Annotated in this window: 25 protein-coding genes and 1 pseudogene; 11 read left to right on the top strand and 15 right to left on the bottom strand. The window is 70.0% G+C overall.

Annotation, left to right across the window (positions count from 1 at the left end; genetic code table 11):
- Nucleotides 1-8 precede the first annotated feature (8 nt).
- The 6 genes from DDF62_RS25715 to dnaN form a co-directional block, all read right to left on the bottom strand.
- Nucleotides 9-161 (bottom strand): hypothetical protein, encoded by a 153-nt coding sequence (locus tag DDF62_RS25715; protein WP_165832285.1) that lies wholly within the window; start codon nt 159-161, stop codon nt 9-11.
- A 214-nt stretch (nt 162-375) separates the two neighbouring features.
- Nucleotides 376-753, bottom strand: coding sequence for a VOC family protein (locus DDF62_RS17740; protein ID WP_116490332.1), 378 nt, complete (start codon nt 751-753; stop codon nt 376-378).
- Nucleotides 754-849: 96 nt separating this feature from the next.
- Complete coding sequence (locus tag DDF62_RS17735) at nt 850-1,212, bottom strand: hypothetical protein (protein WP_116490331.1); 363 nt, start codon at nt 1,210-1,212, stop codon at nt 850-852.
- Nucleotides 1,209-3,152 (bottom strand): S9 family peptidase, encoded by a 1,944-nt coding sequence (locus tag DDF62_RS17730; RefSeq protein WP_116490330.1) that lies wholly within the window; start codon nt 3,150-3,152, stop codon nt 1,209-1,211. Before DDF62_RS17730 ends, DDF62_RS17735 begins: the two co-directional genes overlap by 4 nt.
- A 19-nt stretch (nt 3,153-3,171) precedes the next feature.
- Entirely contained in the window at nt 3,172-3,459 is a 288-nt protein-coding gene (locus tag DDF62_RS17725; protein ID WP_116490329.1) for a GIY-YIG nuclease family protein, read from the bottom strand.
- A 155-nt stretch (nt 3,460-3,614) separates the two neighbouring features.
- Entirely contained in the window at nt 3,615-4,733 is a 1,119-nt protein-coding gene (dnaN, locus tag DDF62_RS17720; protein WP_101716762.1) for a DNA polymerase III subunit beta, read from the bottom strand.
- Nucleotides 4,734-4,954: 221 nt separating this feature from the next.
- Between dnaN and DDF62_RS17715 the strand changes: the two are divergent.
- Nucleotides 4,955-5,122: pseudogene (locus DDF62_RS17715) on the top strand (DUF2061 domain-containing protein); the annotation flags it as partial.
- A 217-nt stretch (nt 5,123-5,339) separates the two neighbouring features.
- On the opposite strand, the gene grpE reads toward DDF62_RS17715, so the two are convergent.
- Together grpE and hrcA are read right to left on the bottom strand one after the other, a co-directional pair.
- The gene (gene grpE / locus DDF62_RS17710; protein ID WP_058348953.1) at nt 5,340-5,957 is read right to left on the bottom strand and encodes a nucleotide exchange factor GrpE; all 618 of its coding nucleotides are present in this window, start codon (nt 5,955-5,957) and stop codon (nt 5,340-5,342) included.
- A gap of 13 nt (nt 5,958-5,970) precedes the next feature.
- Entirely contained in the window at nt 5,971-7,047 is a 1,077-nt protein-coding gene (hrcA, locus tag DDF62_RS17705) for a heat-inducible transcriptional repressor HrcA (protein ID WP_116490327.1), read from the bottom strand.
- 138 nt (nt 7,048-7,185) lie between these two features.
- On the opposite strand from hrcA, the gene rph reads away from it, so the two are divergent.
- The gene (gene rph, locus DDF62_RS17700) at nt 7,186-7,905 is read left to right on the top strand and encodes a ribonuclease PH (protein ID WP_116490326.1); all 720 of its coding nucleotides are present in this window, start codon (nt 7,186-7,188) and stop codon (nt 7,903-7,905) included.
- Nucleotides 7,906-7,953: 48 nt separating this feature from the next.
- On the opposite strand, the gene DDF62_RS17695 is transcribed toward rph, so the two are convergent.
- From DDF62_RS17695 to DDF62_RS17670, 6 genes are all read right to left on the bottom strand, one after another.
- Entirely contained in the window at nt 7,954-8,286 is a 333-nt protein-coding gene (locus DDF62_RS17695; RefSeq protein ID WP_133244947.1) for a hypothetical protein, read from the bottom strand.
- 94 nt (nt 8,287-8,380) lie between these two features.
- A complete protein-coding gene (locus DDF62_RS17690) occupies nt 8,381-9,835 on the bottom strand; it encodes an FAD-binding oxidoreductase (RefSeq protein WP_116490324.1) in 1,455 nt (484 codons plus the stop codon).
- Between the two features lie 91 nt (nt 9,836-9,926).
- Entirely contained in the window at nt 9,927-10,274 is a 348-nt protein-coding gene (locus DDF62_RS17685) for a RidA family protein (RefSeq protein ID WP_116490323.1), read from the bottom strand.
- Nucleotides 10,275-10,326: 52 nt separating this feature from the next.
- Nucleotides 10,327-10,755 carry a thioredoxin domain-containing protein gene (locus DDF62_RS17680; RefSeq protein WP_116490322.1) on the bottom strand — a complete coding sequence of 143 codons (429 nt, stop codon included), beginning with the start codon at nt 10,753-10,755 and terminating at the stop codon, nt 10,327-10,329.
- Between the two features lie 43 nt (nt 10,756-10,798).
- Complete coding sequence (locus DDF62_RS17675) at nt 10,799-11,044, bottom strand: helix-turn-helix domain-containing protein (protein WP_116490321.1); 246 nt, start codon at nt 11,042-11,044, stop codon at nt 10,799-10,801.
- 13 nt (nt 11,045-11,057) lie between these two features.
- On the bottom strand, nt 11,058-11,588 hold the full coding sequence (locus DDF62_RS17670) for a DUF2975 domain-containing protein (protein ID WP_116490320.1): 531 nt from the start codon (nt 11,586-11,588) through the stop codon (nt 11,058-11,060).
- Nucleotides 11,589-11,955: 367 nt separating this feature from the next.
- On the opposite strand from DDF62_RS17670, the gene rdgB reads away from it, so the two are divergent.
- The 9 genes from rdgB to DDF62_RS17625 all read left to right on the top strand — a co-directional run bounded on the left by rdgB (nt 11,956) and on the right by DDF62_RS17625 (nt 21,907).
- Entirely contained in the window at nt 11,956-12,561 is a 606-nt protein-coding gene (gene rdgB / locus DDF62_RS17665; protein WP_116490319.1) for an RdgB/HAM1 family non-canonical purine NTP pyrophosphatase, read from the top strand.
- A 168-nt stretch (nt 12,562-12,729) separates the two neighbouring features.
- The gene (gene hemW / locus DDF62_RS17660) at nt 12,730-13,881 is read left to right on the top strand and encodes a radical SAM family heme chaperone HemW (RefSeq protein ID WP_116490318.1); all 1,152 of its coding nucleotides are present in this window, start codon (nt 12,730-12,732) and stop codon (nt 13,879-13,881) included.
- 55 nt (nt 13,882-13,936) lie between these two features.
- Complete coding sequence (gene rsmI, locus DDF62_RS17655) at nt 13,937-14,809, top strand: 16S rRNA (cytidine(1402)-2'-O)-methyltransferase (RefSeq protein WP_116490317.1); 873 nt, start codon at nt 13,937-13,939, stop codon at nt 14,807-14,809.
- Nucleotides 14,806-15,210 carry a YraN family protein gene (locus tag DDF62_RS17650; protein WP_116490316.1) on the top strand — a complete coding sequence of 135 codons (405 nt, stop codon included), beginning with the start codon at nt 14,806-14,808 and terminating at the stop codon, nt 15,208-15,210. Before rsmI ends, DDF62_RS17650 begins: the two co-directional genes overlap by 4 nt.
- Entirely contained in the window at nt 15,207-16,022 is an 816-nt protein-coding gene (locus DDF62_RS17645; RefSeq protein WP_116490315.1) for a SirB1 family protein, read from the top strand. Before DDF62_RS17650 ends, DDF62_RS17645 begins: the two co-directional genes overlap by 4 nt.
- 127 nt (nt 16,023-16,149) lie before the next feature.
- Nucleotides 16,150-17,103: a glutathione synthase gene (gene gshB / locus DDF62_RS17640; RefSeq protein ID WP_116490314.1), complete on the top strand. Its 954-nt coding sequence runs from the start codon at nt 16,150-16,152 to the stop codon at nt 17,101-17,103.
- A gap of 121 nt (nt 17,104-17,224) precedes the next feature.
- Entirely contained in the window at nt 17,225-18,763 is a 1,539-nt protein-coding gene (locus tag DDF62_RS17635; protein WP_116490313.1) for a YifB family Mg chelatase-like AAA ATPase, read from the top strand.
- Nucleotides 18,764-18,954: 191 nt separating this feature from the next.
- Nucleotides 18,955-20,484, top strand: a complete 1,530-nt coding sequence (locus DDF62_RS17630) for a response regulator (protein ID WP_116490312.1) — start codon at nt 18,955-18,957, stop codon at nt 20,482-20,484.
- 40 nt (nt 20,485-20,524) lie between these two features.
- Nucleotides 20,525-21,907, top strand: a complete 1,383-nt coding sequence (locus DDF62_RS17625; RefSeq protein ID WP_116490311.1) for an AmpG family muropeptide MFS transporter — start codon at nt 20,525-20,527, stop codon at nt 21,905-21,907.
- A 16-nt stretch (nt 21,908-21,923) separates the two neighbouring features.
- On the opposite strand, the gene DDF62_RS17620 is transcribed toward DDF62_RS17625, so the two are convergent.
- Nucleotides 21,924-23,672: a flavin monoamine oxidase family protein gene (locus DDF62_RS17620; protein WP_116490310.1), complete on the bottom strand. Its 1,749-nt coding sequence runs from the start codon at nt 23,670-23,672 to the stop codon at nt 21,924-21,926.
- Nucleotides 23,673-23,757 lie beyond the last annotated feature (85 nt).

Here is a 23,757-nt window from a genome sequence, read left to right as displayed (position 1 = left end):
CCTTGGGGTCACCCCTGGAAGCGGCGGCCCGCCCCGGCATGGGCCAGCAGGCGCGGCGCGCTGCGCAGGCCATGCACCAGGTGCGGCCCAGCCAGCAGCACCATGGCCCAGGCCCCGGCGCTGACCAGCACGACGGCGATACGATCCCAGGCCAGGCGCATGGGGTGTCTCCAGCAGCAAAAAGCGACACCGCCGCGCTACGCCCGGATCAGGGCGGAAAGGGGGCCGGAAAACGAGATCCTCCCCCTCTGGGGGAGGTGGCCCAGAGGGCCGGAGGGGGCCGTTTTCAGCTTCCGAGGCCTCGGCCGATCTCGCGAAAACTCCCCCCACCGATCGCTTCGCGATCGCCTCCCCCACGGGGGGAGGTTTCCTTGATCACTCCCCCAGCCGGTAGGCGCACAGCTTGTTGCCGTCGAGGTCGCGGAAGTAGGCGAAATAGGCCTTGGGCATCCGCTCGCCCGGCGCGCCTTCGCAGGCGCCGCCCAGTTCGATGGCCTTGGCGTGGAAGGCGTCGACCTCCTCGCGGGTGTCGAAGTCGAAGCCGCCCATCATGCCGTTGCCGATGCAGGCGGGATTGCCGTCATAGGGGCCCAGCACCCCGAACATGCCCACGCCCTTGCCGCGATAGAGCCGGCCGCCGGACGGATGCTCGAACAGGGGCTTCATTCCGATCGAGCCCAGCAGGGCGTCGTAGAAGGCCTTGGCCTCCTCCAGCCGGTTCGAACCGACGGTCATGTAGCTGATCTTGGCCATGGCGGCGCCTCCCGTTTTCTTATGAAACGGACGTTGGCATGAGCCAGCGGCGACGGGCAAGAGCGCTGTAAATCCCTACTCCGCCACCGGATTTCGCTAGACGAAATACCCGCGCGCCACCTCGACCTCGGTCAGGCGCCAGACCCCCGCCGCGCCCAGCAGCACGCGGCGCATCTCGACCTCGAACACCTCGCGGGCGACGGCGCGGTCGACCAGCTCGCGCACCGGAACCTCGAACGGCGCGTCCACGGCGATCGCCCGGTGCACGGCGGAGTTCATGGCCGCCAGGTCGACCGCCCCCTCCAGCGAGGCGAAGGCGCTGGCGACCGTCTCGGAGCGCTCGAACCAGGTCGAACAGTCCGAAAAGTCGATCGCTGCCCACAGGGTCAGCATCCGCTCGAAGAGGTCGTCGAAGCGGTCCTCGCGCAGCAGGCCGGCGGGACCACCCCGGCTGTTCACTGGGCCGCGCCGGTCCCCAGCACCTTCTGCAGGAACTGGGTCTCGACCTCGCGACGGCGGTCGTTGTTGATCTTCTTGGCGAAGCCGTGGCCCTCGTCCTTGAACTGGACGTACCAGGTCTCGACGCCCTTCTCGCGCAGCTTGGCGACCACCTGGTCGGACTCCGACTTGGGAACGCGCGGATCATTCCAGCCCTGCATGACCAGCATCGGCTTGGTGATCTTGCCGACGTTGTTCAGCGGCGAGATCGTCTCGAAGGCCTTCAGCATCTTCGGGTCGCGCTCGTCGCCGTACTCGGCCCGGCGCAGGTCGCGGCGATAGGCCTCGGTGTTCTGCAGGAACGACACGAAGTTGGAGATGCCGTAGCGCTCGACCCCGCCGGCCAGGCGGTCGGAATAGTGGGTCATCACCGCCAGCGACATGTAGCCGCCGTAGGACTGGCCGTAGACCACCACGCGGTTCGGATCGAGGTCCGGCTGGGTCTTGATCCAGTCCAGCAGCGCGCCGATGTCCTTGACCGAGTCCTCGCGCTTCTCGGCGTTGTCGAGGTTGAGGAACGTCTTGCCGTAGCCCGACGAGCCGCGGACGTTGGTGACGATCACCGCGGCCCCCAGCTCGGCCGTCGTGTGCTGGTGGAACGGGTTGAAGACCGGCCGCGACTGGCCTTCCGGGCCGCCGTGGATGTCGATGATCACCGGGGCCTTTTGGCCCGCCGCCAGCTTGGGCTTGTAGACGAAGGCCGGGATCGAGCGCTTGTCGAACGACGGGAAGCGCACCAGCTCGGGGCTGACCAGCGCCTTGGCGTCCAGGCCGCCCAGCTCCGAGGCCGTCCAGCGGGTCACCTGGCCGCTGGCCAGGTCAAAGCTCCAGGCGTCGCTGGCCGCCGTCGGCGTGGCCAGGCTGAAGCCGATCTTCGAGCCGTCTTCCGAGAAGGCGAGGTTGGAGACCACGCCGCCCGGCAGCTGCGGCTGCGGCAGCGCGCGGCGGGTGCGGAAGTCCTGCACCACCAGCTTCGAATAGCCGTCCTCGTTGACCACATAGGCCAGCACCCGGCCGTCCTTCGACAGCTTGAAGTCCTCGACGTCCCAGGGACGCTCGCCCGAGACCAGGTGCTTCTTGCCCGTCGCCAGGTCGAACTCGACCAAGCGCATGAAGTCCGAGCCCTCGTCCGACAGCATCAGCAGCGACTTGCCGTCCGGCGTGAACAGGCCGCCGTCGTACGAGACCTTGCCCTTGACCGGGTTCAGCTCGGTGGTCTTGCCGGTGGCCACGTCCAGCAGCCAGCGCCTGCTCTCGCCGATCGAGAAGTAGCGGCCCAGCAGCACGGTCTTGCCGTCGGGCGAGACGTCGATCGGCGAGACCTGGCCCTCGCCCTTGAAGATCACGCGGCGGCCGCCCTGCGCGGAGGGATCGCGCATCACGACGTCGTAGTTGGCCGAACCCTTGGTCGCGCGGCTCCAGACCAGCACCTTGCCGTCGCCCGACCAGGCCGGCGACTGGTTGCGGGTGCCCGCTTCGGTCAGCTGGACTTCCTTGCCCGAGGCGTCGCGCACGAACAGCTGGAACCACTCGTCGCCGCCGGTGTCCTTGGAGAACAGCACCTCGCCGCCCGGCAGGGTGTGGACGCCGCTGACCGGCTCGTCGTGGAAGGTCAGCTGGCTGCGGTCGGCGCCCGGGGCGGCGACCTGGTGGATCTGGTTGGTGTTGCCGAAACGCGTGACGATCAGCATGCCGCCGCCGGCCGCCCAGTCCTGGAAGCTGGCGCTGCGGGCGTTCTGGTAGCGCGCCAGGCTGGCCCGGATCGCCGGATCGGCGACGGGCACGTTCTCGAGGATCTGATTGCCGATCTCGCGGCGCTCGACGGGCTGGGTTTGAGCCAGGGCGAGCGTCGAGGTCGACAGCGCCAGGGCGAGGCTCAGGGCGAACAGGCGGGGTTTCACGAGGGCGTCTCCGGTCGATCTAGCAGTTCAGATCCTGGGCCAGATCGCGCCAGCCCGGGTTGGTGCGTTCGATGAGTTCCAGCTTCCACAGCCGGCGCCATTTCTTCATCTGGCGCTCGCGGATCAGAGCGGACTCGCGGGTGTCGTGGACCTCGTACCAGACGAGCATTCCGACGTCGTATTTTCGGGTGAAGCCCGGCCGGACTTTCTCCTGATGCTCCCAGATGCGGCGAGCCAGATCGTCAGTATGGCCAATGTAGAGCGTGCCGTTGCGGCGACTGGCGACGATGTAGACGTAGAACGCCACGAACTGTCCCCCTCGAACGCTCCCCACTTCCGTAAAATCCCCGCGAAAGCGGGGACCCAGGTGTTTTATCGTCGAGCGCCGAGGGTTTCAGAAAAAGCCTGGGTCCCCGCTTTCGCGGGGATTTTACGGTGAAAAATCGAATCCAGAATTCTCGGTCAGACCCGCAGCGGCATCAGCACGTACTTCACGCCCGGGTCGGTCGGGTCGACCACCAGGGTGGGCGAGGCCGGGTCGGCGAAGCGGAACTCGGCCTGCGGGCCGCCGATCTGGCCGCAGACGTCGAGCAGGTAGCGGGCGTTGAAGCCGATTTCGAAGGGCTCGCCGTCGTAGTCGACCTCGACCTCTTCCACGGCCTGGCCGGCTTCCATGTTGCGGACGGTCAGGGTGATGCGGCCCGGCTCGATGGCCAGCTTCACCGAGCGGCTCTTCTCGGCCGAGATGGTGGCCACGCGGTCGACGGCCTTGGCGAAGAGATCGTTGTCCAGCGTCAGGATCTTGGCGTTGTCCTTGGGGATCACGCGCATGTAGTCGGGGAACGAGCCGTCGATGACCTTGGAGGTCAGGGCGGCGCGGCCGAACTCGAAGCGGACCTTCTGGGGCGAGACCTGCAGGTCGATCGACTCGCCGGCGTCTTCCAGCAGGCGGCGGGCCTCGGCGATGGTCTTGCGCGGCACGATCACGCCCGGCAGGCCGGCCGAGCCTTCCGGCGCCGGCATCTCGGCCAGGGCCAGGCGGTGGCCGTCGGTGGCCACGGCGCGCAGCTTGGTCTCGCCGCCCTCGTTGACCGTGTGGAGATACAGGCCGTTCAGGTAGTAGCGGGTCTCTTCGGTCGAGATGGCGAAGCGCGTCTTGTCGATCAGGCGCATCAGCTCGTTGACGTCGACGGCGATGCGGCTCGAGAGGCCCTCGTTGCTCATCACCGGGAAGTCGCCGGCCGGCAGCACCGGCAGGTTGAAGCGCGAGCGGCCGGTCTGGATGACCAGGCGCGGGTCGTCGCCCGAGAAGTTCAGGGACACGTCCGAGCCGTCCGGCAGCTTGCGGACGATCTCGTAAAGGGTGTGGGCCGGGGCCGTGATCTGGCCGGGCACGTCGATCTGGGCCAGGCCCTCGTCGATGATCTCCATGTCGAGATCGGTGGCCGAGAACGAAAGCGTGTCGCGATCCGCCGACAGCAGGATGTTGGACAGGATCGGGATGGTGTTGCGGCGTTCGACGACGCTCTGCACGTGACCCAGCGCCTTCAGCAGCGCCGCCCGCTCGATGGTAAGCTTCATTTCTCGGTCCAAGCTGGACGCAGGGCCTGATCGATCAAGAGAATCCCCCTCGCGACGGCCCCATCGTCAATGGACCACGGACATTAGCGCAAACGCGCGGCGGGGGAAGAGCCCAGCGCGGCCTTTTGGCGCATCCGGCGGTGGGCGAATCCCGTTCTGGGCCCTTGCGAGGTCAAGTCAATTTCTTATATTGATAATCAATCGCAACAAGAGATCGCGCCATGCGCCTCGCCCTCAAGACCGCCACCTACGCCACCATGCACCTGACGGTGGCCATCGCCGTCGCCTACGCCCTGACCCGCGACTGGCGTGTGGCCCTGGCGGTGGGGATCGTCGAACCGATGGTGCAGACTGTCGCGTTCAACCTGCATGAGCGGGTGTGGAGCAAGGTGGGGAAAGAGAAGGCGGCGGCTTAGGGGCTGCCCCTAAACCGTAAAATCCCCGCGAAAGCGGGGGCCCAGGCTTTTTCTGCAACCCACGGCGCTCGACGATAAAACACCTGGGTCCCCGCTTTCGCGGGGATTTTACGGATAGGGGGCCGATGCCTGCGGCCCACCCAAAGCCCCCAAAAGAAAAAGCCCCCTCCTTTCGGAGAGGGCCTCTTCATCAAGCCTTCGTATCGAACGATCCGCCCGACTCCTCGCCGGAAGCCGCATAAGGGTTGGCCGCGGCGGCCGCCGGTTCGGCCGGGGCCGGGCCGGTGGAGCCCTTGGCGGCGACGGCGACCATGGCCGGGCGCACGAGGCGACCCAAGAGCTCGTAGCCGACCTGAAGCACCGCGACGACGCCGCCGGCGGCGACCTCGTCCGAGGGCTGCTCCATCACCGCCTGGTGCAGGTGGGGATCGAACTTCTCGCCCTTGGTCGGGTCGACCTTCTTGAGGCCGTTGCGCTCGAAGGCCGCCTGAAGCTCCTTCTCGGTCATCTCGACGCCGACGATGTAGTTCTTCACCGCCGCGTCCTGCGAATCGCGCGGGCTGGCCGCGGTGGCGCGCGACAGGTTGTCGGCCGCGCCCAGGAGGTCGCGGGCGAACTTCTGGATGGCGTAGGCGCGGGCGTCGTTCATCTCGCGCTCGGCGCGGCGCTTGACGTTCTCGGCCTCGGCCGCATAGCGCAGGGCCTGGTCCTTCATCGCCGCGATCTCGGCCTTCAGGGCCTCGATTTCCTGCGCCAGGTCCTCGGCTTCGAAAGCGACGTCTTCGGCCGGCGTTTGCTCGTCGGTCATTTCCAAACAGTCCTCATCCATCGATCATCCGGCCGAGCACGCGGGCGGTATAGTCCACCAGCGGGATCACCCGGGCATAGTTCAAACGCGTGGGGCCGATCACGCCGATCGCGCCCAGCACCTTCTGTCGCCCCGTCATATAGGGCGCCGCGATCACGGAGGAACCCGAAAGCGAAAAGAGTCGCGTCTCGGCCCCGATGAAGATGCGCACGCCCTCGGCGTCGCGCACGTCGTCCAGGAGGCCGATCAACTGGCCCTTCTGCTCCAGGTCGTCGAACAGCTGGCGCACGCGCTCCAGATCCTCGCGGGCGGCGGCGTCGCCCAGCAGGTTGGCGCGGCCGCGCACGATCAGGGCCCGCTCGCTCCCCTCCCCGCCGCCCCAGGCGGCCAGGCCGTCCTCGACGAGGCGGGCTGCGGTCTCGTCCAGCTGGCGGCGGGCGGTCTCCAGCTCGGCGCGGATCTCGTCCTTGGCCTCGGTCAGGGTGCGGCCGCGCAGGCGGGCGTTGAGGAAGTTCGACGCCTCCTGGAAGGCCGAGGGCGTCAGTCCCGCCCCGCCGCGCATCAGCCGGTTCTCGACCGTGCCGTCCTCGAAGACCATCACCGCCAGGGTCTGGCCGCCGCCCAGGGCCACGAACTCCACGTGCTTGACCCCGCCCTCGCGGACCGGAGTGACGACGATGCCGGCCCCGCCGGCCAGGCCCGACAGGATGGCCGAGGCCTCGTTCAGCGCCTCTTCGAAGGTGCGGCCCTTGGCGTAGAGGCGGCTTTCGATCTCGCGCCGCTCGTCCTCGCCGACGTCGCCGACCTCGAGAAAGCCGTCGACGAACATCCGCAGGCCCGCATGCGTCGGCATCCGGCCGGCGCTGGTGTGGGGCGCGTCCAGCAAACCCAGTTGCGCCAGGTCCTGCATGGTGTTGCGGATCGAAGCCGGCGACAGCTGCACGCCGCCCCTGGACAGGGTGCGCGATCCGACCGGCTCGCCGGTCTCCAGATAGCCTTCGACCACCCGGCGGAAGATGTCGCGGGCGCGGGCGTCCAGCTCGGTCAGGCCGGGCGTCCGAGCGATCGGTCCCGGAAAAAGCTGCGTCATGGCCCTTCGAGATAGGAACGGATGTCGAAAAAATCGAGCGGGGACTTGGAGGTTCCCGTTCGGGGGAGGATAAGCGGCGCCTTCAGATACGACCAGACCCTTCGGCTCCCCTGGAGCCTTAAAGACCGGAGTTTGCCCATGCGTCCGTCCGAACGCGCCCCCGACCAGCTTCGCGCCGTCACCCTGGAGACCGGCGTCAACCGCTACGCCGAAGGCTCGTGCCTGATCGGTTTCGGCCACACCAAGGTGCTGGTCACCGCCACGGTCGAGGAGAACGTTCCGGGCTGGATGCGCAACAAGGGCGCCGGCTGGGTGACCGCCGAGTACGGCATGCTGCCCCGCGCCACGCATACGCGCGGCCGCCGCGAGGCCGCCACCGGCAAGCAGACGGGCCGCACCCAGGAGATCCAGCGCCTGATCGGCCGTAGCTTGCGCGCCGTCGTCGACCTCAAGGCCCTGGGCGAGCGCCAGATCAGCCTCGACTGCGACGTCATCCAGGCCGACGGCGGCACCCGCACGGCCGCCATCACCGGCGCCTGGGTCGCCCTGCGCCTGGCCACCAACTACCTGCTGGAAGAGGGCGTGCTGAAGGCCGACCCGATCCTGGGCCAGGTGGCCGCCGTCTCCTGCGGCGTGTTCAAGGACACCCCGGTCCTCGACCTCGATTACGAGGAAGACTCTAACGCCGAGGCCGACGGCAACTTCGTGCTGACCGGCGGCGGCGACATCGTCGAGATCCAGGCCACCGGCGAGAAGCGCGGCTTCACCCGCGGCGAGTTCGACACCCTGTTCGGCCTGGCCGAAAAGGGCATCGGCGAGCTGTTCGCGTTCCAGCGCGCCGCGATCGGCGCGAAGTAAGACACCCTGGTCCTCGTCCCGGCGCAGGCCGCCGGGACGAGCCGACGACTACCAGGCGTACGGGTTGTAGATCTTCAGCCGGCCGCCGTGCAGCAGCTGGGCGGGCAGGAGCACCGTCGCCCACAGCAGCAGCGCCGCCCCGCCGGCCAGCAGCCACGCACCGGTCAACAGCGCCACCACCGAAACGCCGAAGAGCAGCACCCCCCAGGTCGTGCTGAGCAGGCAGACGAACAGGTAGGCCGCCAGCGACAGCTCGGACTCGATGGCCTTGGCGCACTTCGTGCACCGCATGACCACCCGCCGCTTCAGGCCCTGCCACGGGCCGCAGCCCTGTCCGCCCGCCCCGCAGGCCGGGCACGCGCCGGTAAGCTTCAGCCCCACCTTCAATCTCGATCTCCATGCGACCGGCCGCCAGTCTCGGCGCCGTCGACAGGGCGTCAACCCAAAGCTTAGCCGGCAAGGCGAAATCGCGTTTTCACGCCGCCGTCACGAAATACCGATCCCACAAGGCGTTGCGGAACAGGCCGCCCGGATCGAGCCGCCGCTTGGCCTCCGCGAACCGCGCAAGGTTCGGATAGGCCCGCGCCGCCTGGTCGGGCCGCGCGTGCAGCCGATAGGGCAAGTAGAACGACCCGCCGTGCGCCAGGGCGCTGTCGACCAGGCCCTGAGTCATCGCCCGCATCGCCGCCTCGGCCGCGTCGGTCTTCGGCTGAGAGAACGACATCACCCCCGCCACCCGCTCGCCCGGCGCGAAGGCCAGCACGCTGGTCGGGTCCGGCGCGACATAGCGCAGGGTGATGTTCAGCAGTTCCAGCCCCGACTTCGGGATGATCCGCCGGCAGTCCTCGAGGAAGCCGGCCAGCCCGTCGGGCGGCAGGAAGTATTCGTGCAGGATGTCGGTGCGGCGGCGGTCGTGGCCGGCCAGGGCGCTGACCGGCAGGGCGATCAGGGCGTTGCGGGTGACGACCTTGGGCTCCAGGCGCGGCTTGAGCTCGGTCTCGGCCCACCAGCGCGTCTCCTTCCAGGCGTCAGAGCCGATCTGGGCGCGATAGACCTGACGGGCCACGCCGGCCATGGCCTCCGAGCCGCCGGCCAGCGGCCTGGGCGCGGTGTCCACCGGCCGGTAGACCGCCATCAGCGCCTTCTCCAGAAAGTCGCGCCGGGCCACCGACAGCCGGCCATAGGCCATGACCACGCCCGGCGCCTTCACCGCCCCGGCGAAGCGCGGCCCGAAGTCCCGCGCCGGCATCTCCTCGTAGCGCGGCGCCAGGCTCGTGTTGCGCGCCATCTCGACCTCAAGGTCCAGGATCACCCCCACCAGGCCGTAGCCGCCCATGGCCAGGGCGAAGAGCTCGGGCTCGACCTCTCTCGAACACCGCACCACCCGGCCGTCGGCCAGCAGGATGGTGGCGGCCCGCACCGTCGAGCCCATCGGCCCCAGGGGCGCGGCCCAGCCGTGGGCGTTGACGCTGAACGTCCCGCCCAGGGTGAAGTCGCTGTTGGACTGGGTGACCTTGGGCGCGAAACCCAGCGGGTCGAGCACGGCGATCACGTCGCGCCAGCGGGCCCCGGCATGGGCGCGATAGGTCAGGCTCGCCGCGTCGGGCGCGCAGCCGCCCGTATCGAAGGTGACGGCGGTTCCGCCCCCCGCCAGGCTCTGCCCGCCCATCGAGTGGCGCGCGCCGCCGACGCAGACCGGGCGACCGGCGGCCGCGGCGTCCTTCAGCTCGCGCCGCAGCGCCTCGACCAGCGCCGCGTCGGGCCTGGCCTGCACGAGACGCGCGACCCGCGTGGCGTTCAGGCCGCTGGCGTCGTCGAGCACCAGGGGATCGGCGGCCGCGCTCGCGCCTTCCGCCGACGCCCAGGCCCAGGCCCCCGCGCCGGCCAGGACCACGCCTGCGACCTCGCGCCGAGTAAGACCGTCCGACATGCCGACTTCTCCCCACGCCCCTCGCGCGCCGGACCTTAGCCGTTCGGTTGCGAAGGTCGAGCCCTCGCGCCAGGGGTGATCGAGGCCGCCCCTAGCGCGCGGCGATCGCCGTCATCTCGACCGCCATGGTCGGCCGCGCCAGCCGCGCCTCCACCGTCGCCCGCGCCGGCGGGTTGTCGCTGTCCACCCAGGCGTCCCAGGCCTGGTTCATCTCGTCGAAGCCGGCCATGTCGGCCAGGTAGATGGTCACGCTGAGCAACTTGTCCTTGCTCGACCCGGCCTGCGCCAGGGTGTCGTCGATCTGGGCCAGCACTTCCCTGGTCTGCTCCAGCACCGACTGGCCGCGGGTCTCCTCGGCCACGTGGCCCGACAGGTAGACCACGCCATTGAAGGCGACCGCGTCGCTCCACCGCGCCGCCTTGCCGATACGTTCGATCATCTTGGACCCTCCCTCGAAATGCTGCCTTCCCCCTTGATGGGGGAGGGGAAACTCAACCCAGCGCCCGACGCGTCCAGTCCACGATCTGCGGCGCGCTCATCAGGCCGGCCGAGCGGGCGACCACCGCGTTGTCGCGAAACAGGATCAGGGCCGGAATGCCGCTGACGCCCAGGGCCGAGGCCGGCGCCGGGTGGGCTTCGGAGTTCAGTTTCAACAGGCGCACGCCCGGCTCCAGCTTGCCGGCCGCGGCGGCGTAGTTGGGGGCCATGGCCCGGCAGGGTCCGCACCACGGGGCCCAAACGTCGAGCAGCACGGCCGCGCCCTGCGTCAGGCGGCGGTGACGGTCGAGCCCGGCGGCGTCGACCTCGATCGGCAGGCCGGTGAAGACGGCGCTCTTGCAGCGGCCGCACCTGGCCGCGGCGGGGTCGCGGTCTTCGGGCAGGCGATTGGCCGCCCCGCAGGATGAACAGACGATTTGCATGAGCCACAGGTGTGGCCCGCCCGCCGGCTTCGCAAGCCTGGCGTCAGCCCCCGTCGCCTTCGCCGTCTTCGCCGCCGTCGCCGGGGCCATGCTCGAAGGTCATCAGGTCGCCCGGCTGGCAGCCCAGTTCGCGACACAGGGCGTCCAGCGTCGAGAAGCGGATGGCCCGCGCCTTGCCGGTCTTCAGGATCGACAGGTTGGCCAGCGTCACGCCGACACGGTCGGAGAGTTCGGTCAGCGACATGCGGCGTTCCAGCAGCACGCGGTCGAGATTTACGCGGATGGACATGCGACGCTCGCGATCAGATGGTCAGTTCGGCTTCGCGGCGAAGGCGGGCGCCCTCGCGGAAGACCTCGGCCAGGACGAAGACGACCAGGACCGAGAACCAGGCAGTCAGGGTGAAGGATCCCTCGGGCGACTTGTCGCTGGGCACCAGGATGCGAGTCAGGGCCGACAGCACGTAGCGGCCGATCTCCAAAGCGGCCAGCACGATACCCATGACCCGCAGCCGGCGCACGTTGTCGGGATGGAACGGGTCGCCCAGGATCATCGTGGCGAAGATCTTGCGCAGGCGCTCGACAATGGCCATCCAGCCGCCCGACATCAGCGCCCAGCCCCCCAGGGCCACGGCCGCCCCGGCCCCGTACTTGCGCAGGATTTCGGCCGCCTCGCCCGGCAGCATCGAGGCCAGCAGGTCGGGATTGAAGCTGAGCAGAAGCACCAGCACCGTCACTAGGGCCAGGAAACTGACCCAGACCCAAAGCGCGTAGTAGCTGACGTCGAGAATGATCTTCAGGAAGCTCGATACCGAGCCTGGCCCCAAGGCGCGCATGGGCTTGTGTCCCCGCCAACAGCGACTCGCCTCCCCAGGCGATCGCGGGATTGAAGTCTAGAGCGTGTGGGCCAGGAACGTCACGGCCGAGATCGGCAGGCCCGCGATCAGCACCAGGGTCGCCAGACGGACGGCCGAGGATTCCAGGAGGCTGAACAGGCGGGGCAGCGTCATCTTGCGGTTCCGGACAGGGGCGGATCGACGGCCGGCGCTGGGCCTTCCTCGATGTCGCCAGGATCGCCGGTCCTTGGCCATCGGACAATGTCGCTTATCGATAAACGATATTAAACTTTCGCAATGATCCGGCCTTGCGGCGCGGGCCTCTCGGGGGTCTAAACACGCTCGGTTTCCGTCCGAGGAGTGTGCGATGACCCTGAAACTGATCAACGGCCAGAAGATCGTCGCCGCCACCCACAATCCGGGCAAGGCCAAGGAGCTGGCCGCCCTGCTCGACGGCCGCTTCGAAGTTCTGGCCGCCGGCGCGCTTGGCCTGCCCGAGCCGGACGAGACCGAGACGACCTTCGTCGGCAACGCCCTGCTGAAGGCCCGCCACGCCGCCGACCTGTCGGGCGAGGTTTCCCTGGCCGACGACTCCGGCATGTCGGTCGCCGCGCTGGACGGCGCGCCGGGCATCTATTCGGCCCGCTGGGCTGGCCCGGGCAAGGACTTCGCCATGGCCATGGACAAGGTGGCCGAGCGCATCGAGGAGACGGGCTCGGAAGACATGAGCGCCTGGTTCACCTGCGCGCTCGCCGTCGCCTGGCCGAACGGCGGCCCGGCCGTGGTGGTGCAGGGCGAGGTGCACGGGACCCTGGTGTTCCCGCCGCGCGGCGACAAGGGCTTCGGCTACGACCCGATCTTCGTGCCCAACGGCTACGACCAGACCTTCGGCGAGATGGAGCCGCACCAGAAGGACGCCATGAGCCACCGCGCCGTGGCCTTCGAGAAGCTGAAGGCGGCGCTGTTTGAGTGACCACGCGCAGGCTGCGGGCCCGCCCTCGTCCGGAGTTTATCCTCGGGCCGACCGTTGGTCGGACCCGGGGGACAAGCTCAGGATGAGGGCTATTTCAGGCGTCGCAGTAGAAATCCTCACCCTGAGCCCGTCGAAGGGCGGGGATTTCGGCGCCTCCGAGGCCGCCGCATGACGCCCCTCGGCCTCTACATCCACTGGCCCTACTGCGCCCGCATCTGCCCCTATTGCGACTTCAACGTCGTGCGCGACCGGGGCCGGACCGACGAGCAGGCGGCGCTGGCCGACGCCATAATCGCCGACATGACCGCCCAGCGGGCCATGACCGGACCGCGCCGCCTTTCGTCGATCTTCTTCGGCGGCGGCACGCCCTCGCTGATGGATCCTGAGGCCGTCGCCCGCGTCATCGAGACGGCCAGGGCCCTGTGGACGCCGGAGGGCGATCTGGAGATCAGCCTCGAGGCCAATCCCACCGACGCCGAGGCCGGCCGCTTCGAGGCGCTGGCGCAGGCCGGCGTGGCGCGGCTGTCGCTGGGGGTCCAGGCGCTGGACGACGCCTCGCTGAAGATGCTGGGCCGCAACCACGACGCCGGCTCGGCCCGCCGCGCCATCACCACGGCCGCGCGCCTCTTCCCGCGCCTCTCGGTTGATCTGATCTACGCCCGCCCCGGCCAGACCGACGCGGCCTGGCGCGAGGAACTGGCGGAAATGCTGGCCTATGGCCCCGAGCACGTCTCGCCCTACCAGCTGACCATCGAGGCCGGCACCGCCTTCGACCGCGCCGTCGGTCGCGGCAAGATCGTCCCGCCCGACGAGGACCTGGCCGCCCAGCTGTTCGAGACCACGCAGGAGGTGCTGGAAGCCGCCGGCTTCGACGCCTACGAGGTGTCGAACCACGCCCGGGGCGCGGCCGCCCGCTCGCGCCACAACCTCGTCTACTGGCGGGGCGTCGACTATGTGGGCGTCGGTCCCGGCGCCCACGGCCGCCTGACGCTGGCCTCTGGCCCAATCGGCGGCAAGGTCGCCACCACCGCCCGGGCCAGGATCGCCGACTATATCGCCGCCGTCGCCGCCGACGGAACCGGCTTCGAGCGCGAGGACCTCACCCCCGTCGAGGCCGCCGAGGAGCGCCTGCTGCTGGGCCTGCGCATCGACGACGGCGTCGCCTTCGCCGAGATGGCCGCTCTGGACCTGTCGCCAGACACGCCCAAGGTGAAATCGCTGGTCGAGGCGGGACTTCTGGTCGATGACCCGGCGAGGTTGCGCGCCACGCGCCAAGGCCGATTGCTCCTCGACCGGCTGACAGGCGTGCTCGCGACCTGATAACGTCTCGCTTCACGGGCCCTGGCCCGACCCACTCAACGGAAAGTACCGCCGCTTGAGCCGTTTGCTTCCCCCGCCCGTCCTGTCCGACGCCCCGCTCGCGCCCGGCCTCTACCTGGTCGCCACGCCGATCGGGAACCTGCGCGACATCACCCTGCGGGCGCTCGACGTGCTGGCCGCCTGCGACCTGCTGCTGGCCGAGGACACCCGGGTGACCGGCAAGCTGCTCTCGGCCTACTCGATCCGCACCAGGCTGGAGCGCCACGACGAGCACGTGGCCGAACGAGCCATTCCGGCCATCCTGGAACGGCTGGAGGCCGGCGAGCGCGTGGCCCTGGTGTCGGACGCCGGCACGCCGATGGTGTCGGACCCCGGCTACCGCCTGGCCCGCGAGGCCATCGCGGCCGGCCATCCGGTGTTCCCCATACCCGGCGCCTCGGCGGCCCTGGCGGCCCTGACCCTGGCCGGCCTGCCCACCGACCGCTTCCTGTTCGCCGGCTTCCCGCCGCCCAAGAGCGGCGCCCGCAGAACCTTCTTCGAGGAATTCGCCAACGTCCGCGCCACCCTGATCTTCTTCGAGGGCGCCTCGCGGGTGGACGACACGCTGGCCGACATGGCCGCGGTGTTCGGCGCCGATCGTCCGGGCGCGGTGTGCCGTGAGCTGACCAAGCTCTACGAGACCTGCGTGCGCGGCCCGCTGGGCGAACTGGCCGTCGACCCGCGCTTCGAGGCGCCCAAGGGCGAGATCGTCATCCTGGTGGGCCCGGGCGAAGAGAAGGCCGCCAGCGCCGACGACGCCGAGGCCGCCCTGCGCGAGGCCATGGCCCGCCTGCCCCTGGGCGAGGCCGCCTCGGAGGTGGCCAAGGCGCTGGGCCTGTCGCGCAAGGACCTCTATCGCCAGGCCCTGGCCCTGAAGGAGGCCGGATGACGGCCCCGCCGCTGCGCGAGGTCCGCAAGGTCCGCGGCGCGGCCGCGCGGCGCTCGGGCCGCCGCGCCGAGGCCTGGGCCGCGGCCTGGCTGATGCTGAAGGGCTACCGCATCCTGGGCTTCCGCCTGGCGACCCGGGCGGGCGAGATCGACATCCTGGCGCAACGCGGACGCGTCTTGATCGTTGTCGAGGTCAAGAGTCGGACGAGCCTGGAGGCGGCGCTGGAGGCGGTGAGCTTCGAACAACGGATGCGCCTGCGCCGCGCGGGCGCGCTGGCCGCGGCTTCGCGCGCCGGCCTCAAGGGCATGGCCGTGCGCCTGGACCTCTTGGCCATGACCCCCGGCCGGCCGCCCCGCCACGTGGCCGACGCCTGGCCCGACGACGGGAGGGCCTGGGCATGACCCGCGACGAGGCCGAAGCCATCCTGACCCGCGCCGGCGAACTCGACGACGAGGCCTTCCCGCTGTTCGAGGCGGCCCTGGCCTGCGCCGCGCACGACGACCCCGACCGCGACGAGCAGCCGGCCCTGGATCTGGCCCGCTCGGCGGTCGAGCGGCTGAAGTCCCGCATGCAGAGCGAGTCTCCCGAGGAAGCCATCGCCGAGGCCATGGCCGGCGACCTGCGCCTGACCGGCGACCTTTTGACCTACGACCACCCCGACAACGCCGACGTCATCGCCATCGCCGAACGCCGCAAGGGCCTGCCGGTGGCGTTGGGGGTGTTCTACATCCACGCCGCCCGCGAGGTGGGGCTGGACGTCAACGGCGTCGACTTCCCCGGACACTTCCTGCTGCGCATCGAGACCGACGAGGGGCCGCTGGCCCTCGACCCGTTCAGCGAGGGGCGGGTGGTGCTGCCGTCCGAGCTGTCGCGCCGGGCCCTGCGCACCGGCCTGATGCCCGATGTCGCCGCACGCCTGGACCAGCTGATGGCCCCGATCTCGGACCGCGCCGTCTTGATCCGCCTACAGAACAACATCTTCGCCCGCGCCCAGCAGTCGCGCGACTGGGCCCGCGCCGAGCGCTCGGCCCTGCGCCGCGCCCTGCTCGACCCCACCGACCACCACCCCTGGCTCGACGTCGCCGCCGCCCGCGAGGGCCAGGGCGCCCTGGCCGGGGCGCTGCAGGCGCTGTCGCGCGCCCAGACGCTGGACGGCGGCGCGACCATCGCCGCGCGGGCGGCCCGGGAGCGGGTGAGATTGAGGCTGAACTGACACCCTCTCCCCCTGCGGGAAAGGGATTCAGCGATCGCCCCTCGCAATCGCCCCGCTTCGACTTAACTAGACACCAGCGCCGCGGAACCGTGTACCTGTGCGGCGTCCAGAAAGCCCCGGAGTCGTCATGTCGCTGAGAGTCGCCGTCCAGATGGATCCCGTCCTGGGGATCAACATCGACACCGACACCACCTTCCTGATGATGATGGAAGCCAAGATCCGCGGTCACAAGCTGTGGTTCTACACGCCCGACAAGCTGTCGCTGGAGGACGGCCGCGTCTTCGCCCGCGCCCAGCCGCTGGACGTGTTCGCCGAGAAGGGCGCCCACGCCAAGCTCGGCGAGACCGTGCTGCTCGACATGAAGGACGACGTCGACGTGGTGCTGATGCGCCAGGATCCGCCGTTCGACATGGCCTACATCACCGCCACGCACTTCCTGGAGAAGGTGCATCCGCACACGCTCGTGGTGAACAACCCGGCCGAGGTGCGCAACGCCCCCGAGAAGCTGTTCGTCACCGATTTCCCGGGCGTGCAGCCGCCGACCCTGATCACGTCGGACCACGAGGCGATCTACGACTTCCGCGCCCGTCACGGCGACATCGTGCTCAAGCCCCTCTACGGCGGCGGCGGCTCGGGCGTGGCTCGTCTGCTGGCGGACGATCCCAATCTCGACGCCCTCCTAGAACTGCACGCGATGATCGGCCGCGAGCAGGTCATCGCCCAGAAGTTCGTCCCGGCCGTCAGCAAAGGCGACAAGCGCGTCCTGCTGGTCGACGGCGAGCCGGTCGGCGCGATCAACCGCGTGCCGGCCGCCGGCCAGGTGCGCTCGAACCTGCGCGTCGGCGGCCGCGCCGAGGCCGTCGAGCTGACCGCTCGCGACAAGGAACTGTGCGCCATCATCGGCCCTGAACTGAAGAAGCGCGGCCTGCTGTTCGTCGGCATCGACGTGATCGGCGACTACCTGACCGAGATCAACGTCACCTCGCCCACCGGGGCCCAGCAGCTCAAGCGGTTCAGCGGCATCGACGCCGCCGCGGTGCTCTGGGATCGGATCGAAACCATCCGATCAACCCCTGCTTGAGGAAGTCGCCGTAGACGACTGAATCGTCACACTTTCCTGAAACGTTCATTTTTCGTTCTTGCTCCGAGCCGACAGCCATGCTTGGCTTGTGGATAAGTCGAACGTTGTTTCAGGGGGAACGATGGCGGCAAAGGTCGTCACGGTTGCATTCGAGGGCGTCGAGGCGCGCCGCGTCGACGTCGAGGTGCAGCTGACCGGCGGCGTCGTCGCCTTCGCTGTCGTCGGCCTGCCCGACAAGGCCGTGGCCGAGAGCCGGGAGCGGGTGCGCGGGGCCTTCGCGGGGCTTGGCCTGTCGATGCCGGGCAAGCGCATCGTCGCCAACCTGGCTCCCGCCGACCTGCCCAAGGAGGGCACCCATTTCGACCTGCCCATCGCCCTGGCGCTGCTGGGCGTCATGGGCGTGATCCCGCCCGACGCGCTGGACGGCTGGGCGGCCATGGGCGAGCTGTCGCTGGACGGCCGCATCGTCGCCTGCGCCGGCGCCCTGCCCGCGGCCATGGCGGCCGGGTCCATGGACCTGGGACTGATCTGCCCCGAGGCCTGCGGGCCCGAGGCGGCCTGGGCCGGCGGCACGCGGATCCTGGCGCCCCGCTCGCTGGTGGCGCTGATCAACCATTTTCGCGGCAGCCAGGTCCTGGGCTCGCCCGCGCCGGGTCCGGTGATCGAGGGCGAACGGGCGAAAGACCTGCGCGACGTCAAGGGTCAGGAACAGGGCAAGCGGGCGCTGGAGATCGCCGCGGCCGGCGGCCACAACCTCTTGTTCGTCGGCCCGCCGGGCTCGGGCAAGTCGATGCTGGCCCAGCGCCTGCCCGGCCTGCTGCCGCCCCTGACCTCGCAGGAGCTGCTGGAGACCTCGATGGTCCATTCGGTGGCCGGGCTGATCGCCAGGGGCGCGCTGACCAGGGCCCGGCCCTTCCGCAGCCCGCACCACAGCGCCAGTATGGCCGCCCTCACCGGCGGCGGCCTGCGCGCCAAGCCCGGCGAGGTGTCGCTGGCTCATAACGGCGTGCTGTTCCTTGATGAACTCCCTGAATTCGGCGTCCAGGCCTTGGACAGCCTGCGCGCGCCGCTGGAAACGGGCGAGGTGATGGTCGCCCGCGCCAACGCCCACATCCGCTATCCGGCCCGGGTGCAGCTGGTGGCGGCGATGAACCCCTGCCGCTGCGGCCACGGCGGCGCCGGACGCGGCGCCTGCGGCAAGGCCCCGCGCTGCATCCGCGACTATCAGGGCCGGGTGTCGGGACCGCTGATGGACCGCATCGACCTGGCCGTCGACATGCCCGCCGTCACCGCCGCCGACCTCGCCTTGCCCGCCGCCAGCGAGGGCTCGGCCGAGGTCGCCGCCCGCGTCGCGGCCGCCCGCCGGCTTCAGGCGCAGCGCGCCGAAGACGTCATGCCCGGAACGCCCGAGACACTGAACGGCCGGGCCGAGGGCGAACTGCTGGACCGCATCTGCGCCCTCGACGAAGCCGGCCGCGCCCTGCTGACCCGCGCCGCCGAAGCCGGCCGCATCAGCGCCCGCGGCTGGACCCGCACCCTGCGCCTGGCCCGCACCATCGCCGACCTCGAAGGCGCGGACTCGGTGAAGCGGGTTCACGTGGCCGAAGCCCTGGCGCACCGGCGGACGAGCCCGGCGGGGGAGATGGAGGGGGTAATCTAGAAACCTCCCCCTGTGGGGAAGGCGGCCGAAGGCCCAGCGGGGGGCCGTTTTCAGCCTCCGGGAAGCCGGCTGATTTTCTGATTACTCCCCCCACCGATCGCTGTGCGATCGCCCCCCCACAGGGGGAGGCTCCTGAAGCATCGCCCCCGCCTCCACCGCCCCTTAACCCCCGCGCCCTACACTCCCGCGCCATGACCAAGACCCGCGACGCCGTCTCCGCCGAGCAGTTGGCCACCCTGAGCCACGAGTTCCGCACGCCCCTGAACGGGGTGTTGGGCATGGCGCGTCTGCTGGAAAACACCCGCCTGACCGCCGAGCAGCGCTCCTATGTCGCGGCCCTGCGCGAGAGCGGCGACCACCTGCTCTCCCTGGTCAACGACGTGCTGGACTTCGCGCGCCTGGGCGCCACGGCGCTGGAGCTGCATCTGGCCCCGGTGAACCCCGAGGACCTGCTGCGCCAGGTGGCCGAGCTGATGAGCCCGCGCGCCCACGAAAAGGGAATCGAGATCGCCTGGGCGGTCGAGCGCGGCCTGCCGCCGCTGCTGGCCGACGAGGGCCGCCTGCGCCAGGTGCTGCTGAACTTCGCCGGCAACGCCGTGAAGTTCACGGAAAAAGGCGGCGTGCTGATCACCGCCCGCGACGCCGGCGCCGGCCGCGTGCGCTTTTCCGTGGCCGACACCGGTCCGGGCGTCGCCCCCGAGGCCCGTGAGAAGATTTTCGAGGCCTTCGTCCAGACCGACCCGTCGCACCAGGCCCAGCTGGGCGGCGCGGGCCTTGGCCTGGCCATCGTCGCCCGCCTGGCCGGCGCCATGGACGGCGAGGCCGGCGTCGCGGAAAACCCCGGCGGCGGCGCCGACTTCTGGTTCGAGGCCCCGTTCGAACGCCATCACCAGGCCCCGGCGGCCCCGCCGCTGGAAGGCCGGTTCGTCGCCGTCGTCTCGCCCAACCCCGTGGTCCGCGAGGCGGTCGGCGCCCAGGCCATCGCCAGCGGCGCCTGGGTGAAGAACCTGGCCGGCCTCGACAAGGTCGAGACCCTGCCGGCCCAGACCGTGCTGCTGGTCGACGCGGCCCTCGCCGGGCCGCTGGCCGCGCCCGCCGGCCGCGCCGCCGTGGCCCTGCTGACCCCGGACCAGCGCGACCTAATCCCCAACCTCTCCAAGGCCGGCTTCTCGGGCTACCTGATCAAGCCGCTGCGCCGCACCTCGCTGGCCGCCCAGGTGCTGGGCGCCAAGCCGATCGACGCGGCGCTGGAGGCCATCGTCACCCCCGCCGAGGCCCAGGACGACCGCATCGCCCCGGCCGCCGCGCCGGGCGCCCGCGTCCTGCTGGCCGAGGACAATCCGATCAACGCCCTCCTCGCCCGCACCCTTCTGGAGCGCGAGGGCTGCACGGTCGACCGCATCGCCAGCGGCGACGAGGCCGTGGCCGCCCTGTCGCGCGGAACCTACGACCTGGTGTTCATGGACCTGCGCATGCCGGGCCTGAACGGCCTGGAGGCCACCCGCGCCGTCCGCGCCAAGGGCGTCGACACCCCGATCCTGGCCCTGACCGCCGACGCCTTCGACGATGACCGCCGCCAGTGCCTGATGGCCGGCATGGACGACTTCCTGGTCAAGCCGCTGACCCCCGCCGCCCTGCGCGACGCCCTGTCCCGCTGGACCGGCCCCGACCGCCCGCGCCGCTGGACGAACGACGCGACGCGCGCCAAGGTCGCCGGCTGACGGGACGGTCCCACCCTCCCCGTCCACTTCGGGGAAGACCATGACCGAGCAGACCAACGAGACGGCCGCTACCGACGTGGCCAAGCCCGCTCGCAAGCCGCACGGCTGGCGCGAGGTGCTGGCCGCCCTGCGCGAACCGCGCGTTCTGGTCACCCTGCTGCTGGGCTTCTCGTCGGGCCTGCCGTTCATGCTGGTGGGCAATACCCTGGGCTTCTGGCTGCGCGAGCAGGGCATCGAGCTGGCCGCCATCGGCTTCCTGTCGTGGGTGGGCATTGCCTATTCGCTGAAGTTCCTGTGGGCGCCGATCATCGATCGCGTGGACCTGCCCCTGCTCGGGCGCCTGGGCCGCCGGCGCGGCTGGATGGTCCTGACCCAGATCGTCGTCGGGATCGGCCTGTTCGGCATGGCCGCCGTCGGTCCGGGCGGCCACCTGTGGACCTTCGCCCTGCTGGCGGTGATCACCGCCTTCGCCGCCGCCAGCCAGGACACCGTCGTCGACGCCTGGCGGATCGAGCGCGCCGAAAGCCCCGACGACCTGGGCCTGCTGACCGCCGCCTTCCAGTTCGGCTACCGCATCGCCATCCTGGCCACCGACGCCTGGATCCTGGTGGCGGCCGCCAAGCTCGGCTGGCCGACCTCGTACCTGCTGTGCGCCGCGGCCATGGGCATCGGCCTGACCGCCACCCTTTTCGCCATCGAACCGGCCCGCACGCCCGCCGCCGCCAGCGGCGTGGCCGCCGCCCCGCTGTGGACCCCGCGCGGCTTCTTCGACGCCGTGGTCGGTCCGTTCGTCACCTTCTTCCAGACCCATGGCCCGATGGCGCTGCTGATGCTGTGCACCGTGGCCCTCTACCGCCTGCCCGACTTCCTGATGGGGCCGATGGCCGCGCCGCTCTACACCGACCTGGGCCTCGCCAAGGAGATGATCGGGGCGGTGCGCACCTCGTTCGGCCTGGTCGCCACCTTCGTCGGCATCGCTCTGGCGGGCCTCAGCGCCGTGAAGCTGGGCTTCGAAAAGACGCTGGTGCTGGGCGCGGTGCTGGGCCCGGGCTCGAACCTGGCCTTCTCGGCCATGGCTCTGGCCGGGCCGAACATGCCCGTCTTCATCGGCGCGATGATCGTCGACAACATCTCGACCGGCTTCGCCGGCGCGGCGCTGGTGGCCTACATGTCCAGCCTGACGAGCCTTGGCTACACCGCCACCCAGTACGCCCTGCTGTCGAGCACCTACGCCATGCTGGGCAAGTTCCTGAAGGGCTTCTCAGGCGCCGTCGTCGAGGGCCTGGAGAAGAGCTTCCCGCTGATGACCTCGTACGCGATCTTCTTCGCGGGCACGGCGGCGGTCGGCATCCCGGTGGTGATCCTGTCGATCGTGCTGTCGCACCACCAGAGCAAGGCCAAGGCGGCCCAGGCCTCAGCCTGAGCCGCCCGGTCCATCATCAGCAGCTGCAGATCAGCGGATAGTTGGTCGTGTCGGCGATGCTCGTCATTCCGAAGTAGTCGACCAGCACCGACTCGGCCGTGCAGAAGGCGCCTTCGACCCAGGCCTGGTCGTTGGAGTAGGCCTCGCCGATGATGAAGAGGTTGGCCGCCGTCGCGCCGGGCACCAGGCCCGTGGGCTGGCGGATCCTCTGCATCACGTCGCAGATGTCGTAGTGCGCGGCCCAGGCGTGGTAGCCGGCCCCGAACGGGTTCAGCGAGAAGTCGTTGAAGATCGCCTCGACCGGCCAGGGGATCTGGCCAGCGGCGTTGGGATCGCCCCAGTGCACCTTGGCCAGCTCCAGCAGCACCATGCGGATCATGGTGTCGGTGGCCTTGCGCGGGCCGAACAGCACCTGGTGGTCCTGGTCGATCGGCACCTTGCGGCGCTCGGTGACGTCGACCTCCAGCTCCTGCCAGAACTGCACGTACTGCATGTCGTCGTACGAGGCGAGGACGCCGTAGGCGGGGTTGGCCGCGCCGTCGCTGTTGTTCCCGAAGTAGTAGACCTGGCGCAGCGGCAGGTCGGTGATGGTCGGGCCGAAGGTGTTGGGCGCGCCCGTCAGGCTGGGCGGATAGGGCACGCCCGGATCGTTCCACCACGGGCGGTCGAAGAACAGCATCACCCGCATCGACGGCTGGCGGATCACCCCGTCGATGTAGAGCTGCACGCCCTCGGCGTTGAGGATGTCGAGCGTGCCTTCGGGCATGTCGGCGTATTGCGTGGCCTCGGCCACCAGGTCCAGCGAGGCTGGCGGCATGGCCAGGAAGGCGTTCTGCGTCGTCTGCACCGCCCCGCCCTTGAACGGCGTCTCGGCGCTGGCCAGGCGATAGTTGACCGTCTCGCCCTCCAGCCAGATCGAGTGCAGGCGGGTGCGCTGGGTCAGGGTGAAGGCCACCCCGGCGTCCTGGGCGGCCTTCAGGGTCTGCTGGTAGAGCTCGACGAAGACCTGGGAATAGCCGCCGCTGAGGGTCTTGAACGCCCCGCCCGGCGCGAACTCGCCGTTATAGACGGCGGCGTTGGCGGCGTTCCAGTTGATGACGTTGGAGGTGTAGCCGCCGGCGTCGGCGGCGTACTCGTAGCCCTCGTTGCCGGCCTGGTCGTAGAAGACGTTCCAGTAGCCGATGTTGCCGGCGATCGAGCCCGGCGGATAGACGAACGAGTTGAAGGTCGGCGGCAGCCGGCCCGAGCCGTAGAAGGCGCACTGCTGGGCGCGGGTCTTCACCGGCGCGTCGCCCGTGATCAGGGCCGAGATGTTCGAGAACAGGGTGGCGGCCGGCTGCTCGTTGTTGCCCGGCGTGTTGTAGGGCGCGGGATGGGTCGCCAGGTCGTTCTGGTAGATGTGCTCCTCGCGCAGGAACAGCAGCGGATTGTCGGTGGTGTTGAAGTCGATGATCTTGCCGGCCAAGCCCAGCTTCTCGATGGTCAGGGTCACCAGCTGGTGGCCTTCGCTCTTGGTCGCGTCCCACTGGATGAAGCGCATGCCGCCAGCCTCGATGTAGGACTGGCGCGGGTCGTCGTTGCAGAAGTGGGTGACGATGCGGCCCGCCGGCAGGCGCGTGCCCGAGCCCGGGCCGTCGAAGGCGTAGTCGCCCCATTCGTAGAGCTGGATCGTGTCGCCCGCCACGGCCTTGCCGCCGGTGACCAGCCGCCAGGCCGTGTAGAGGCCCGCCGGCCCCGCGCCGAAGATCGTGTAGGTCGTTCCCATGGCCGTCTCCCCGTTCGGCCGCCAACGCGACCCTGACGTGCATCGACGTCACTTCGCGCGGCCGGCGAACAGGCGACTGTGCGAA

The organism is Caulobacter radicis (genome assembly GCF_003094615.1).
GTDB lineage: Bacteria > Pseudomonadota > Alphaproteobacteria > Caulobacterales > Caulobacteraceae > Caulobacter > Caulobacter radicis.
The sequence above is the reverse complement of the archived record's forward strand: the minus strand, read 5'-3'. Positions and strand labels throughout refer to the sequence as shown.

Bases quoted from the DNA above. Each gene is read 5' to 3' on its own strand.
- hrcA (WP_116490327.1), bottom strand. From the start codon at position 7,047: ATGACGCAGCTTTTTCCGGGACCGATCGCTCGGACGCCCGGCCTGACC.
- grpE (WP_058348953.1), bottom strand. From the start codon at position 5,957: ATGACCGACGAGCAAACGCCGGCCGAAGACGTCGCTTTCGAAGCCGAG.
- DDF62_RS25715 (WP_165832285.1), bottom strand. From the start codon at position 161: ATGCGCCTGGCCTGGGATCGTATCGCCGTCGTGCTGGTCAGCGCCGGG.
- DDF62_RS17620 (WP_116490310.1), bottom strand. From the start codon at position 23,672: ATGGGAACGACCTACACGATCTTCGGCGCGGGGCCGGCGGGCCTCTAC.
- DDF62_RS17625 (WP_116490311.1), top strand. From the start codon at position 20,525: ATGACCGAGCAGACCAACGAGACGGCCGCTACCGACGTGGCCAAGCCC.
- DDF62_RS17675 (WP_116490321.1), bottom strand. From the start codon at position 11,044: ATGTCCATCCGCGTAAATCTCGACCGCGTGCTGCTGGAACGCCGCATG.
- DDF62_RS17635 (WP_116490313.1), top strand. From the start codon at position 17,225: ATGGCGGCAAAGGTCGTCACGGTTGCATTCGAGGGCGTCGAGGCGCGC.
- DDF62_RS17630 (WP_116490312.1), top strand. From the start codon at position 18,955: ATGACCAAGACCCGCGACGCCGTCTCCGCCGAGCAGTTGGCCACCCTG.
- DDF62_RS17650 (WP_116490316.1), top strand. From the start codon at position 14,806: ATGACGGCCCCGCCGCTGCGCGAGGTCCGCAAGGTCCGCGGCGCGGCC.
- hemW (WP_116490318.1), top strand. From the start codon at position 12,730: ATGACGCCCCTCGGCCTCTACATCCACTGGCCCTACTGCGCCCGCATC.
- DDF62_RS17690 (WP_116490324.1), bottom strand. From the start codon at position 9,835: ATGTCGGACGGTCTTACTCGGCGCGAGGTCGCAGGCGTGGTCCTGGCC.
- rdgB (WP_116490319.1), top strand. From the start codon at position 11,956: ATGACCCTGAAACTGATCAACGGCCAGAAGATCGTCGCCGCCACCCAC.
- DDF62_RS17645 (WP_116490315.1), top strand. From the start codon at position 15,207: ATGACCCGCGACGAGGCCGAAGCCATCCTGACCCGCGCCGGCGAACTC.
- DDF62_RS17680 (WP_116490322.1), bottom strand. From the start codon at position 10,755: ATGCAAATCGTCTGTTCATCCTGCGGGGCGGCCAATCGCCTGCCCGAA.
- DDF62_RS17685 (WP_116490323.1), bottom strand. From the start codon at position 10,274: ATGATCGAACGTATCGGCAAGGCGGCGCGGTGGAGCGACGCGGTCGCC.
- dnaN (WP_101716762.1), bottom strand. From the start codon at position 4,733: ATGAAGCTTACCATCGAGCGGGCGGCGCTGCTGAAGGCGCTGGGTCAC.
- gshB (WP_116490314.1), top strand. From the start codon at position 16,150: ATGTCGCTGAGAGTCGCCGTCCAGATGGATCCCGTCCTGGGGATCAAC.
- DDF62_RS17670 (WP_116490320.1), bottom strand. From the start codon at position 11,588: ATGCGCGCCTTGGGGCCAGGCTCGGTATCGAGCTTCCTGAAGATCATT.
- rph (WP_116490326.1), top strand. From the start codon at position 7,186: ATGCGTCCGTCCGAACGCGCCCCCGACCAGCTTCGCGCCGTCACCCTG.
- DDF62_RS17740 (WP_116490332.1), bottom strand. From the start codon at position 753: ATGGCCAAGATCAGCTACATGACCGTCGGTTCGAACCGGCTGGAGGAG.